The 12,358-nt window shown below is 64.2% G+C and carries 10 protein-coding genes, 4 tRNA genes, 1 rRNA gene and 1 pseudogene; 5 read left to right on the top strand and 11 right to left on the bottom strand.

The annotated features are described in order from the left end of the window. Window positions 1–53 precede the first annotated feature (53 nt). On the top strand, window positions 54–419 hold the full coding sequence (locus KIH79_RS05235; protein ID WP_219058447.1) for a VOC family protein: 366 nt from the start codon (window positions 54–56) through the stop codon (window positions 417–419). A gap of 152 nt (window positions 420–571) precedes the next feature. Here KIH79_RS05235 and KIH79_RS13030 read toward each other — a convergent pair whose 3' ends face one another. The 3 genes and pseudogenes from KIH79_RS13030 to KIH79_RS12820 all read right to left on the bottom strand — a co-directional run. Further along, window positions 572–1,189, bottom strand: a complete 618-nt coding sequence (locus KIH79_RS13030) for a sugar O-acetyltransferase (protein ID WP_219058446.1) — start codon at window positions 1,187–1,189, stop codon at window positions 572–574. Window positions 1,190–1,441: 252 nt separating this feature from the next. Beyond that, window positions 1,442–1,852, bottom strand: a complete 411-nt coding sequence (locus tag KIH79_RS12825; protein WP_236023637.1) for a GNAT family N-acetyltransferase — start codon at window positions 1,850–1,852, stop codon at window positions 1,442–1,444. 588 nt (window positions 1,853–2,440) lie between these two features. Then, a pseudogene (locus KIH79_RS12820) lies at window positions 2,441–2,821 on the bottom strand (class I SAM-dependent methyltransferase); the annotation flags it as partial. A 298-nt stretch (window positions 2,822–3,119) separates the two neighbouring features. On the opposite strand from KIH79_RS12820, the gene KIH79_RS05220 reads away from it, so the two are divergent. Beyond that, window positions 3,120–4,013 (top strand): coiled-coil domain-containing protein, encoded by an 894-nt coding sequence (locus KIH79_RS05220; RefSeq protein ID WP_219058444.1) that lies wholly within the window; start codon window positions 3,120–3,122, stop codon window positions 4,011–4,013. Between the two features lie 392 nt (window positions 4,014–4,405). On the opposite strand, the gene KIH79_RS05215 is transcribed toward KIH79_RS05220, so the two are convergent. From KIH79_RS05215 to KIH79_RS05195, 5 genes are all read right to left on the bottom strand, one after another. Then, window positions 4,406–4,478 (bottom strand) — tRNA-Ala (locus KIH79_RS05215). A 30-nt stretch (window positions 4,479–4,508) separates the two neighbouring features. Continuing rightward, window positions 4,509–4,581 (bottom strand) — tRNA-Val (locus tag KIH79_RS05210). Window positions 4,582–4,641: 60 nt separating this feature from the next. Then, window positions 4,642–4,713: transfer RNA gene (locus tag KIH79_RS05205), tRNA-Val, on the bottom strand. A gap of 48 nt (window positions 4,714–4,761) precedes the next feature. Next, window positions 4,762–4,834, bottom strand: a tRNA-Gly gene (locus KIH79_RS05200). Window positions 4,835–4,956: 122 nt separating this feature from the next. Next, window positions 4,957–6,147, bottom strand: a complete 1,191-nt coding sequence (locus KIH79_RS05195; RefSeq protein WP_219058443.1) for a pyridoxal phosphate-dependent aminotransferase — start codon at window positions 6,145–6,147, stop codon at window positions 4,957–4,959. Window positions 6,148–6,416: 269 nt separating this feature from the next. Between KIH79_RS05195 and KIH79_RS05190 the strand changes: the two genes are divergently transcribed. Then, window positions 6,417–7,622 carry a DUF2974 domain-containing protein gene (locus KIH79_RS05190; RefSeq protein ID WP_219058442.1) on the top strand — a complete coding sequence of 402 codons (1,206 nt, stop codon included), beginning with the start codon at window positions 6,417–6,419 and terminating at the stop codon, window positions 7,620–7,622. A gap of 100 nt (window positions 7,623–7,722) precedes the next feature. Next, window positions 7,723–8,385, top strand: a complete 663-nt coding sequence (locus tag KIH79_RS05185; RefSeq protein WP_219058441.1) for a TetR/AcrR family transcriptional regulator — start codon at window positions 7,723–7,725, stop codon at window positions 8,383–8,385. Here KIH79_RS05185 and KIH79_RS05180 read toward each other — a convergent pair. Next, window positions 8,382–9,698: an Mbeg1-like protein gene (locus KIH79_RS05180; protein ID WP_219058440.1), complete on the bottom strand. Its 1,317-nt coding sequence runs from the start codon at window positions 9,696–9,698 to the stop codon at window positions 8,382–8,384. The two genes, KIH79_RS05185 and KIH79_RS05180, sit on opposite strands and share 4 nt — an antisense overlap. Window positions 9,699–9,823: 125 nt before the next feature. Here KIH79_RS05180 and KIH79_RS05175 point away from each other — a divergent pair, with 125 nt between their 5' ends. Beyond that, a complete protein-coding gene (locus tag KIH79_RS05175; protein ID WP_219058439.1) occupies window positions 9,824–10,624 on the top strand; it encodes a mechanosensitive ion channel family protein in 801 nt (266 codons plus the stop codon). A 192-nt stretch (window positions 10,625–10,816) separates the two neighbouring features. Here KIH79_RS05175 and KIH79_RS05170 read toward each other — a convergent pair whose 3' ends face one another. Together KIH79_RS05170 and rrf are read right to left on the bottom strand one after the other, a co-directional pair. Then, window positions 10,817–11,953, bottom strand: coding sequence for a D-alanine--D-alanine ligase family protein (locus tag KIH79_RS05170; RefSeq protein WP_219058438.1), 1,137 nt, complete (start codon window positions 11,951–11,953; stop codon window positions 10,817–10,819). 293 nt (window positions 11,954–12,246) lie between these two features. Beyond that, window positions 12,247–12,358 (bottom strand): 5S ribosomal RNA (gene rrf, locus KIH79_RS05165); the annotation flags it as partial.

The following is a 12,358-nucleotide window of genomic DNA, read 5'->3' as shown; positions in this document are numbered from 1 at the left end:
GTGACGGAACCGCATGGAATACCAACGGTTCGCATCGCACCAAGGAGGTTGTCATGATCGATCATGTCGGATTATTCGTCAAGGATGCCAACGAACGCGCAGACTTCTACGAACAGCTGCTCAAGCCGCTGGGCTACGTGAAGAAGCATGAGTTCCCGGGCGCGGTGTGCTTCGCGAACGTCGAGGATGGCGACAGCGTGTGGCTGGAGTCGCCGAAGGACGGCAACCCGGTCGTGCCGACGCATCTGGCATTCCACGCGGCCAGCGAGGATGCGGTGAAGGCGTTCCACGCGGCCGGTCTGTCGGCGGGCGGCGTCGACAACGGCCAGCCCGGCCCGCGCCCGAACTATAGCCCGACCTATTACGCCGCGTTCATCCACGACCCGGACGGCAACAACATCGAAGCCTGCCTGCAGTAGTGATTGACCGTTTGGATGTTTGGCTGATTGGTCAAGCACCCCATCAGCCAAACCGTTGATCTGCCGATCAATCAGCTGGTGTTGCGGCTTGCCGCAAGGCATAAACCGACCGTGCATCAAGCCGCAACGCGGTCCTTTTTTTGTCTCAACGCTCACTCCCACACGTCGAGGCGACGGTTCTTGTAGAAGTATTCGCGGTCCTTCTCCCCGATCTCGCGTACGGCTTTGCACGGCACACCGTACGCGACCGTATTCGCCGGGATGTCGTGGCTGACGACCGAGCCGGCGCCGATCACGCAGTTGTCGCCGATGGTCACGCCCGGCAGGATCGTCACGTTCGCGCCGACCCACACGTTGCGGCCGATCGTGACCGGGATGCAGTACACGTAATGATGCTCGCGCAGGACCGGCAGCACCGGATGCCCGGCCGTGGCGATGACCACGTTCGGTCCGAACATGCACCAGTCGCCGATCGTGATGTCGGCGTCGTCCACGCAGGTGAAGTTTACGTTGCAGTACACGCCTTTGCCCATGTGGACGTGGTGAAATCCCCAGTTCGCGTGCGCGGGCGTCTCGACGTGGCAGCCGTCGCCGATCTCGGCGAACATCTCCTTGAGGAGCTTCTGCTTGCCGTCCGTGTCGGTGGGATGGGTCTGATTGAACTCCCACAGTTTTTCCTGATATTCAAGCTGACCGCCCATGATGGACGGGTCGTCATAGTGGTACGGCAGCTGTTCGGTGCGACGTTGCGCGTTGTTGAGTTCAGCCATGTTGATGCTCCTCGTTGCATCCCAATGATTGCAGTTATGTTTGCGTTATCATTATATGCTGTTCGCACGCGGTTTCCTGCGTCTATGCCACGATTCACTTCACTCGCACACGCCACCATGCTTCATTAAGCGATGTCGCGTCCGAATGATGACCCCACTATGCCAGACCGCGCCGCCGACCGCCGTCATCTTGCGGTTGCGCATGCCGACCGCGGCGGCGATGCCGGCGCGTCCCATCGGCGGCCCTCGCGTTCAGCGCAATCGCTTGATCAGCCAGCCGTGACGCCCGCCTTCATAGATATCGTCGGTGAGCTGGTAGCCACGGCGTTCATAGAACGCATAGCGATCATCCTCCGCATGCACGGCGGCGAGCGTACCGCCTGCGAGCGCGATGCGACGTTCCGCTTCGGACAGGAGCGCCGAACCGATACGCCGCCCGCGCTCATCAGGCAGCACTGCGAGCCGCGCGATCACGTATCGTCCCGGCTGGCTGTCCGCATGATCGGGGTCCGCGTAGAACCGGCATGTTCCAACCGCCTGACCGCCATCGAACGCGAGCAGATGCGTAGCGTGCCCCAGTTCATCCCAGCCATCGAACTCGGGCCGCCACTTACGTTCGCGCACGAACACCCGTTCGCGGATCTCGCGCGCGGCCGACGGCATCGCATCATACGTGCGGATCACCACGGCAGCATCATCGCCGCGGCCACGTTCCGGTATGGCCGGTAGCAGCTCGCTGGCGATCATGGTGACGTTGTCGTCGATCATGATTCCGTCGACGGCCCGTTCGTCGAAGATCGCGTCGACCCATGCGCGATGCGCGGGATACGCCGGATCGTCCGGCAGCGGGCTGTGCGAGTGCGAGTCCATGTACGTGCGCCACGTGTCGCGCGTGTAGCGGATCGGGTTGGGGAACCTGCGGATCGTCGGATGGTCGAAGAATTCGGCGGCCGTTTCGCGGAAGTGCCGCGCGCTGACGCCGATGTCGGCCGCGTCTTCGGGCGAGACGGCGGCGAGTGCAGCGGACGACTGCGCAACGCGCGCATCGGCCGCACCGGGTGAGACGGCGATCGCCTCGGACGACTGCGGCGCACTGTCGCCAGCAGCGCGAGTAGCGTCGATCGAACCAGCCGCACCGCCGTCGGAAGTCGCCCCCGGCACTCCGCGATCCGCGCCGCGCATCATCGCCGAATCAAACGACGTGCTGTTGTAGATCGACACGAGCAGGAACCGGTCGCCGCGGCTGATGCGCCGGCATTCGGCGAGGAACGCGTCGTGATCGAACCAGTGCAGCGCCTGCGCGCACACGATTGCGTCAACGCTGCGGTCGGGCAGGGTCGTGTGTTCGGCCGTACCGGCCGCGACGGCAACGTTCGCGTACGGACAAGTCGCATCGAGCAGCACGCCGCGCATGTCGGCGTCCGGTTCGACCGCGCGCACGTCACAGTGATGATCGAGCCCATACCGCGCGATCGGCACGGTGCATTTGCCGGTGCCCGCGCCGATGTCGGCGATGACGGAACCGTCGGGGATCAACGAGCCGATGTACGCGATCGCCGCGTCCGGATAGCCGGGGCGCGCGTCGGCGTAAACTCGCGCCTTGCCGTGAAACAGCGTGTTCTGGGAAGTCATACCGCCCAGCCTAGTCCGGTGCCGCGCTTGCCGATCCGAGCCGGCTGCGATGCGAGCCCGAACACGGAACGAAACCGGCGCGGCAGCCCGAATCGCCGTTGGGCCGGCGCAAGTTTGGCAGGCCGCAAGGGCAGCGGCGGAAGCCCGGACTACAACGCGAACCGCGATTCCGGACTGCGTGAGATAGACAGTTTGCCCGATTGTATTGCTTTACTCGCGTTTTCCCCGCTCCTAGAATGTCGGATGGTTACGCGTACGCGACAGTCTGCGGACTGTTTTGGGGAGAATCGAGCGAATCATGAGGAAGCGTATTGTTACGGCCGCGATCGCCTCGCTGGCGTTGTGCGGCGCGGCGATGGCCATGCCGATGACCGCGATGGCGGATGGCGGCGACGCGAACGTCGACAGTCAGATGAGCGTGCGGAGCGACGCGCTGCAGCATCTGCACGATACGAACGCGCAGATCAAGAACGATATCGATACGGCCAAACAGCACGCGGAGCAGCTGCACAGCCAAGCGCATCAGGACGCGGACGACATCCGCGCGAACCACGAACAGGCATGGAAGGACGCGCAGCAGGCGCACGACGACATCAAGAACACGATCGACGACGCCTACGACAAGGCGCACAACGCGCATGACATGCTGCATCAGGATCTTACGGATGCCAAGCAGCACGCCGACCAGCTGCACAGCGACCTCAAGGAGGACCACGACACGATCAAGCAGGAGCACGACCAGTTCGTGGATACGCAGCAGAAGGTGCACGACAGCATCAAGCAGGCCGTGAACGACGCGAAGAAGAACGCGGGTTCCGGCGACTCCGGCAACTCGAGCAGCTCAAGCAACTCGGGCAACTCCGCGGATTCGACGTCAGGTTCCACCACGAACGCCTCGAAGCACGATTCCGGCACGGCAACCGGCACCACCAGCTCCAAGGCGAGCAGCTCCGCCGGTTCCACTACGAACGCCACCGGCACGAACGACTCGACCGGTTCGTCCTCCACGAACGGCGCCGCCTCGAACGCCGCCGTCAACACGAGCACCGGAGTGAGCGGTATCCTCGCCTCGACCGGCATGAGCGCTCCGGTGATGGCCGCCATCGCATGCCTCGGCATCCTGCTGCTGGCCCTGTTCACCTACAGCATCAAGTCCTACCTACACGACCGTCAGTCCGGTTCCACCGAATAATTTCAACCCCGGTTCAACCCACACGCTTTCTTTCGCGGATCCCACGGCAGGAACCGGCTCGTGGGCATAACCGGTCATGCATATAGGCATTGTGGGCATAGACCGGACACGAACTGAGGCAATATCGTCTCTTCGTGTCCGGTCTATGCCCACGATCATATAAACATCCTGTCTATGCCCACGATCTAGGCGCGCAATGTCCCGCCTATGCCCACAACCAGAATGATTCTTCGGATCACGCTTCTGGCCGCGCCCGTTCTCATACCGCCTATGCCCACAACCCCCGCAACCGGGCCACGGTTCACAGTCATGATCAGCGAAGTCTCAACGCAGATCACAACCCCAGCAACGCAAAAGGGCTTCCGAGCGATTACTCGGAAGCCCTTTGTCTGTGGAGCTAAGGGGATTCGAACCCCTGACCCTCTCCATGCCATGGAGATGCGCTACCAGCTGCGCCATAGCCCCAAATGTCACCCGCGGCAAGCCACGAGATCGTGGGTGATGTAGGAATCGAACCTACGACCCCTTCCGTGTGAAGGAAGTGCGCTAGCCGCTGCGCCAATCACCCAGTCGCACGACCAGACTCGCGTCCGATCCAATCGGTCAGCAGTTTCCCGCCGATCAATCGTGGGCGATACAAGATTCGAACTTGTGACCCCTTCCGTGTCAGGGAAGTGCGCTACCTCTGCGCCAACCGCCCGGGTCTCATCTCCCGAAACCCCGAATCACCGGCATTCCGAAAAACTAGAGCGGACAACGGGACTCGAACCCGCGGTCTCAACCTTGGCAAGGTTGCGCTTTACCAACTAAGCTATGTCCGCAATCTGCTGCCGTAGAGGCAACAGATGGATAATCTACACGAACCACGCCACGCACGCAAGCGCACGGCGTGTCGCAAGGATTTCCAACGCTTTTTCAGACCGCACGACCAGCGCCAAAGCCGTCACAGCCCGTACACCTCGCGCGCGAACCGCTCGAGCACCGGGATCGACCGCTTCACCTTCTCCGTGTCGATGCAGTACGCCATGCGGAAGTACCCGGGCACGCCGAAGCTTTCCGACGGCACGAGAATCAGGTCGTAGTCCTTGGCCTTCATGCAGAACGCGGTCGCATCGTCCTCGAGCGCCTTGGGGAAGATGTAGAACGTGCCGCCGGGCCGCACCACGTCGAATCCGATCGAGGTCAGCGCATCGTACAGCAGGTTCATGTTCGTCTCGTACACCGACAGGTCCGACGTCTCGTCGATCACGCGGGCCACCGCGAGCTGCGCGGTCGAGCTCGGGCAGTTGTGGCCGGTGCCGCGCGAGATCTGGCCGAACATCGGCACAAGCAGATCCGCGTCGGTGGCGCGCGGGTTGACGGCCACGTAGCCGATGCGCTCGCCGGGCAGCGAGAGCGACTTGGACCACGAGTAGCAGCTGAGCGTGTTGTCGTAGTACTTCGACGGGTACGGCTGCTCGCCGCCGTCGAACACGATCTCGCGGTACGGCTCGTCGCTGATCAGGAAGATGTCGTGTCCGTATTCGGTCTGCCGTGCGCGCAGGATGTCGGCGAGCCGACGCAGCGTCGCCTCCGAATACACCGCGCCGGACGGGTTGTTCGGCGTGTTGATGAGCACGGCGACGGTCTGCGGTCCGAGCGCCGCCTCGAACGCGCTGAAGTTGATCTGGAAGTTGTCGGTGTCGGCCGGCACGACGGTCAGATATGCGCCGGTGCCGCTCACGTACGGCTGGTATTCGGGGAAGTACGGTGCAAACGTGATCACTTCGTCGCCGGGCTTGGTCACCGCGCGCAGGGCGTGCGCGAGCGCGCCGGCCGCGCCGGTGGTCGGGAAGATGTGCGCGGCGGTGTACCCCATGCCGAAACGTCGGTTGAGGCTGTCGGCGATGGCCTCGCGCACGCTCGGGATGCCGAGCGACGGGCTGTAGCCGTGCAGCGCGACCGGTTCGACCGTCTCGTACATGTCGATGACGGTTGTGGTGTAGTCGGGCGGGCACGGCACGCTCGGATTGCCGAGGCTGTAGTCGAATACGTTGTCGTAGCCGATGGCCGCGCCGCGCGCGGTCGCGTACTCGCTCAAGGATCGGATCACCGACTTGCCGCCGAGCATCGCCTTGTACTGTTCGTTGATCATCGCAACCTCCCCGTTGTCGTGCGCGGCCGCAAGCGCGGTCGCATATGGTTTCGTTTCTACCACCGCCCGGTCACAAGCCGCATGTTCGTCTCGCGTCGCGCGCACGCGGCTCCCGCCGGCCCGGTCTCGCCGACGCCGACGGTCGCAGCCCGCGCAACACACCGATTTCGCGCCGACCGTCGCGTTTGTTCGCCGGCGGCTTCACGCCGGTTCACTATGATTTGTCGTAGGACTGTCGATTCGACGAACGTTGGAAACGGAGGTGCGCGATGGCGAACATCACCGACTACGCGCGCACCGAGACGCGCGGTTTCGCGACGGTGCCGTTTCGCGCCGCGGACGCGCTGACGCTGGCGATTCTCGTGTACGACGACGTACCGGACGACGTGCCGTGCATCGCGGACGCGATCGACCGGTACGGCACGTTCGGCGCGCGCGTGCGATCGTTTTCACCGCGCCATCCGATCATGTCGCTGCGCAATCTCGCACACGCGCCGTACGACGGCGTGACGATCGCCGCTGCCGACGCCGAGCTGCACGGCGGGGTCGTCAACCGCGACCACGACGTCAACAGCGTCGCGCTGGTCGACCCGCAGCTTACGCACGACTTCTACCGCGCGGTCGCCGCGAATCCGCGCTTCGCCGGCATCGCGATGAACGCGTACGCAGCGCAGTTTGACGCGAAGGCACAGACGCAGTTCGCCGCGCTCACCTACCGCCTGCCGGACGGCACGCTGGCGGTCGCGTTCCGCGGCACGGACGATTCGCTGGTCGGCTGGAAGGAGGACTTCAACATGTCCTTCCAGTATCCGGTGCCGGCGCAGGTGTCCGCGGCCGAATATCTCAGGCAGGTGGCCGGCCTGTGGGACGGTCCGATCGTGCTGACCGGCCATTCCAAGGGCGGCAATCTGGCCGTGTACGCGGCGATGAACGCGCCGGACGACGTGCGCGAGCGGGTCACGCGCATCTATTCGCTGGACGGGCCGGGCTTTCCGCCGGACGTGGTGCACGGCTACGAGTACGGCACGGTGAAGGACCGGATCGTCAAGATCGTGCCGGATTCGTCGATCATCGGCATGATTTTGGAGACGCCAGAGCGCTGCACGGTGGTCAAGTCGGACGTGGAGGGCGTGATGCAGCATTTCGCGTTCTCGTGGCAGATGTGCGGCGGCGAATTCGTGCAGGTGGAGGATCTGGCGCACAGTTCAAAGCTGTTCAACGAATCGTTGAACAAATGGCTGGCCGGCCTGAGCCAGGAGCAGCGCGAGCATGCAGTGGATGCGCTGTTCGCGGTGATCGAGGCGAGCGGCGCGAATAATATCGGCGGCGTGATGTCGGCCGGCGCGAAGGCGATTCCGGAGATGCTGGGCGCGTACGTGGGGCTCACTCCGGAGGACCGCCGCAACATCACGCAGGCGATGATGATTCTGCTGCCCGCCGCACTCGCCCGCAATTCCAAGGTTTCCCGCCGTTAGTCGCGGCACGCGCCGCCACCAACAATAGACACTCTGTCCAATATCGGCGTATCATAAGGCTTTAGACAATGTGACCAATAACCGGCCGAAAGGAACCGAGATGCCACGCCCACGCCGGGATTCCGAGATCCTGCCCGCCAAGGAACGCATGGAAAACGCGTTCTGGGAACTGCTCGCGAACCGCGAATACCACAAAATCACCGTCACCGACGTCGTGCACGAGGCCGGCGTCAACCGCAACTCGTTCTACTACCACTACAGCGGCCTGCCGGAACTCGCCGACTCGGCCATCATGCACGTCGTGCACGAGGCGCAACCCGCGCTACCCGCGCCCGGAGACGATCCGGACGCGACGTGGCGCGAAACCATGACCACGCTGCTGCAGTCGCCCGAACACCGTGAACGGCTCGACCGGCTCGCGCTGATCGCCGGCCCGCACGGCTCCCCCGAACTGGTCGACTCACTGCGCGACTTCGGCCGGCTCACCATCATCAACGGCCTGCAGCTGCCGGCCAGGCTCGATCTGAAAACCGATCTCATGCTCGACTTCACGATCGGCGGCATGCTCGCCGTGATCAGCCGCTGGCCGGAACTGCGAGACACGGTCACGGTCGACGACCTGCTCAACGAGGACGTGGCCATGCTCGCCATGAGCATGGTGCTGTCGCTGTCGCGCAAGGATCTGCTCGAATACTGGCACCGCATCTTCCGCAACAACCTGCCGTCGGACAACGGCGCCGTGGCATCGGCGCCGCGGCGCTAGTCCGAGCCCACGCCGCCCTGCGATCCACGTGACGATTCACGCGGCGATTCACATGATTCGTGCGATTCGCCGGACGCAGGCGGCGCCGGCGGCGACACCATCACCCGCAGCGCGCTCGACGGCAACCCCTTGACGACCGCCGCGACCAGCGCCCGCGTCGAGCGGTCCGTGTCCTTCGCGGCCAGCAGGATCTTCGGCAACGCATCCGTCCAGTGCGCCGCAAGATCGGCGAAATTCGCGTATCCGGCCGCAGCGACGATGTCGTACACCTGATCGATCGTGACTTCGCGCTGCCGCTGGTCGACGCCGTCCAGCCACGTCGCGATCGTGCGGTCGACGAACTGCGCACCCGCGCTCAGCCCGTCCGCGGTCACGAACGCGCCGTCGGCGACCTGCCAGCTGCCGCCCATATGCTGCAGAATGCCGATCGCGTCCGCCACGACGACCGTGCTGTCGACCGGCCCGTCGCCGAGCAGCTGTCCGATGACCGACGATTCCGGCACGGTTTTGTCGATGCGTCCCGCGATCGCACGGTACGCCGGCGAACCGGTGACCGACGTCGCGAAGCCGGGCCCGTCGTGCGAGTAGACGCGGATGATGCGCGGCTCGACGATCGGCAGATTGCCGGCGTCCTGTGGCACGACTGGCAGTTCGCGTGCGCTGTCGGCAGCTTGGGTCATCGCCGAGCATTCTCGCGCGGCCATCGACATTGCCGCCCAGATCGCGCACGCGCCGCCCTTCGAATGTCCGCCGGCCATCAGGCTTGCGGCGGGCGCACCGAGCACGCCGGCCGAGCGCGCGGCGACGGACGTCAGATAGTCGGCCGCGGAACGCTGCGACGGCACCGGGCAGCGCACGGCCATGTTGAAGTCCTCCTTCCAGCCGACCAGCGTGCCGTCGGTGCCGCGGAACGCGACGTACAGCAGCCCGCCGGCGTAGTCGAGCCCGCGGCAGTCGCTCAGGTCGAACGTCATCGCGCAGAACTGCTGCTGGTCGTCCTCGTCCAGCCGTTCGGCGTACTCCCCCACGCGAATGCCGCGATAGCGCGGCGATTCGCACACCGCGCGCAGCAGGCCGAGCCGATACTCGTTCACCGATGCGGAACCGGTGGTGAACATGGCCGGATAGTCCTCGGCGCGCAGGGCGTGCGCGAGCGGCACGGTCGCGACCGTTTTCGTCGTGTCGAACCGCGGAACCGCATCCGGCATGTGGATGTACGCAAGTTCGGACAAGACCAGCGAGTCCACGGCGCTGAACGGCAGCCGCGCGAAGTCGCGGAATTCCGTGCACGCGTAATCGAGAATGTTGCCCATGCGTCCCATCGTAGTCGCGAGGCGACGTTCCCGGCCGACTTTCGTCATCGTCACAGGTTGCGCGAAAACAACTGGGTAGGATGAAGGCGACGGCACGACGACTATGGAAACGGACTGAATTGGATATGGACACGACTGCGGCCACCGACTCGCTTGCCAGCATGCTCACCTGGCTGGAGACCAACTCGGGCAAGATCATCTTCTTCGTGGCGGTGTTCGTCGTCGCGTGGGTGTTCGTGAAGGGCATCAGCAAGCTGCTGCGCAAGGTGCTCGACCGCACGGACATGCCGAACGCGTCGATTTTCGTCAATATCGTGCGCGTGCTGGTCTGGGTGTTCGCGGCAACGATCGTGCTGAAGCCGGTGTTCGGCATCGATCCGACCACGCTGATGACGGCCCTCGGCGTCGGCGGTATCGCCGTGTCGCTGGGTTTGAAGGACACGGTCGCGAACGTGATCTCCGGGTTCGGGCTCATGTTCGGCAAGGTGATCCAGCCGGGCGATCTGATCACCGTGGCCGGCACCACCGGCGTGGTCAAGGACATCACCTGGCGGCAGACGGTGGTGCGCGAACGCAACGGCAACGAGATGGTGATTCCGAATTCGGTGCTCAACACCGCTTCGCTGGAGAAGCTGACGCCCGGCAACGAAGAGCTCGTGACCGTGCCGTTCACGGCGAAAGCCGGCGAAGACATTGCCGTGATCGAACGGCACATCATGGATGTGGTGGCGGCCGGCACGGCGTCCGTGGCCGCCGAGGGCACGTCGCCGATCGTGAAATTCACCGGATTTTCGCCGTATGGCATCGAAGGTCAGGTGCTGGTGTTCGCCAAGCCGGATCTGCTGCCGTCGACCGCGCGCGACGCCGCCGTGCGCGCCTTGGCCGGTGCCGATTTCATCGAGCAGCGGGCGGCCGTCGGCGCGTGAACCGCGCAATTCGCCGCTTGACCGGCGATCGCCGCGACCGGTGTCTGCGGTTCGCATGCATTGCGCTTCGCCTTCATTCAATATGACCATGCCCTTTGCCGACGACCGCCGCGTCGTAATACGCGCGGCCGATCGCCGATCAGCAAAGGGCATTATGCGCATGAACAAAGGCGGGGCTACCGCAGCACGCCTTTACCGCAGTACGCCTTCGATGAGGGTGGTGATGAGGTCGGTATAGGTCACGCCGGTCGCCTCCCACGCTTTCGGATACATCGAGATCGGCGTGAATCCGGGCATGGTGTTGATTTCGTTGACCATCACGTCGCCGTCGGCGGTCACGAACGTGTCCACGCGGCTCAGGCCGGTGCCGTCCACCGCCTTGAACGCCTTGACGGCGGTGTCGCGCACGCGTTCGAGCACGTCGTCGGGCAGGTTGGCCGGCACTTCGACGTGGCTGGCGGACGCGTCCATGTACTTGCTGTCGAAGTCGTAGAACTGATCATCGCCGCCGGCGCGCTTGTCGAGGACGATTTCGCCCGGCCAGCTGGCCTTGGGCTCGTCGCCCGCCTTCGGGCAGAGCACCGCACATTCGATTTCGCGCGCGTCGATGCCCTGTTCGATCAGGATGCGCCAGTCGTGCGGGTACGCCGCGTACACAGCGGCGGCCAGTTCGGCCGCGTCGCCCGCATGCTCGACTTTGGTCACGCCGAAGCTGGAGCCGGCGCGGGACGGCTTGACGAACAGCGGATACTCGAGCCCGGCCGCTTCGACCTGTGCGACGAGATCGTCGCCGTTCGCCGCGAACTTGGAGTCGAGATCGAGCGTGCGCGCGTCGACGGTGATGCCGGGTGCGACGGGGATTCCTGCGGCTTTGAGCAGGACCTTGGTGTAGTGCTTGTCCATGCACGCGGCGGACGCGAGCACGCCGCAGCCGACGTACGGCACGTTCATCATTTCGAGCAGGCCCTGAATCGTGCCGTCCTCGCCGTACGGTCCATGCAACACGGGCAGCACCGCGTCGATGTGGCCAAGCGATTCCAGCGTGCCGTCTTCGTTGCGCGCGAAGAAGCCGTCCTGTCCGAGGGCGACGTCAAGCACGACGTCGCGTGCGCCCGCGGTTTTCTCGACGACCGGCAGTCCTTCGGCCATGTTCCAGCCGCGCGGGTCCTCGCCTCCGACGATCCACTGGCCCTTCTTGGTGATGCCGACGGGAATCGGCTCAAAACGTTCTTCGTCAAACGCGCGGAGCACTCCAGCTGCGGAGATGCAGGAAATGGAGTGTTCGTCGGCCTTGCCGCCGTACATCACCACAATGCGTGTTTTGGCCATGGTCTTCCTTCTATCTAGCCCGATGAATACTGCCCTATAGCCTACTAGCCCGGCATCCTTGCCGTCCACAAAACATGTGCGTACCCTGCAAAGCTTTTGCGTGAAGACCGTTCGGCATTGCGGACGAACCACCATCCGGCTGTGGTGTCGTGGTTCAGGGCTGGTTCCCGGGTTTCGCGTTGTGTCGTGGTGTCTGTTATCAGTCTGGCGTGTGTTATCAGTCGGATGCCCTGTTCCGGGCGAATATGCGAAGAGCCCCGGACCGTCGTGGTTCGGGGCTCTTGTCAAGTTGGATGCGGCGGTGTGCTACTCTCCCACACTCTATCGGGTGCAGTACCATTGCCGTGCCAGGCCTTAGCTTCCGGGTTCGGAATGGAGCCGGGCGTCTCACCTGGGCCATGACCG

Origin of the sequence: Bifidobacterium miconis (genome assembly GCF_019331735.1) — a bacterium.
GTDB lineage: Bacteria > Actinomycetota > Actinomycetes > Actinomycetales > Bifidobacteriaceae > Bifidobacterium > Bifidobacterium miconis.
Note: the sequence above shows the minus strand (reverse complement) of the source record. Positions and strands in the feature narration are given on the sequence as shown.

Excerpts from the sequence above, each read along its gene's own strand:
- KIH79_RS12825 (WP_236023637.1), bottom strand. The coding sequence starts at position 1,852 with ATGCCGTCGGCCGCGCGCGAGATCCGCGAACGGGTGTTCGTGCGCGAA.
- KIH79_RS05235 (WP_219058447.1), top strand. The coding sequence starts at position 54 with ATGATCGATCATGTCGGATTATTCGTCAAGGATGCCAACGAACGCGCA.
- KIH79_RS05190 (WP_219058442.1), top strand. The coding sequence starts at position 6,417 with ATGGCGAACATCACCGACTACGCGCGCACCGAGACGCGCGGTTTCGCG.
- KIH79_RS05185 (WP_219058441.1), top strand. The coding sequence starts at position 7,723 with ATGCCACGCCCACGCCGGGATTCCGAGATCCTGCCCGCCAAGGAACGC.
- KIH79_RS05170 (WP_219058438.1), bottom strand. The coding sequence starts at position 11,953 with ATGGCCAAAACACGCATTGTGGTGATGTACGGCGGCAAGGCCGACGAA.
- KIH79_RS13030 (WP_219058446.1), bottom strand. The coding sequence starts at position 1,189 with ATGGCTGAACTCAACAACGCGCAACGTCGCACCGAACAGCTGCCGTAC.
- KIH79_RS05220 (WP_219058444.1), top strand. The coding sequence starts at position 3,120 with ATGAGGAAGCGTATTGTTACGGCCGCGATCGCCTCGCTGGCGTTGTGC.
- KIH79_RS05180 (WP_219058440.1), bottom strand. The coding sequence starts at position 9,698 with ATGGGCAACATTCTCGATTACGCGTGCACGGAATTCCGCGACTTCGCG.
- KIH79_RS05195 (WP_219058443.1), bottom strand. The coding sequence starts at position 6,147 with ATGATCAACGAACAGTACAAGGCGATGCTCGGCGGCAAGTCGGTGATC.
- KIH79_RS05175 (WP_219058439.1), top strand. The coding sequence starts at position 9,824 with ATGGACACGACTGCGGCCACCGACTCGCTTGCCAGCATGCTCACCTGG.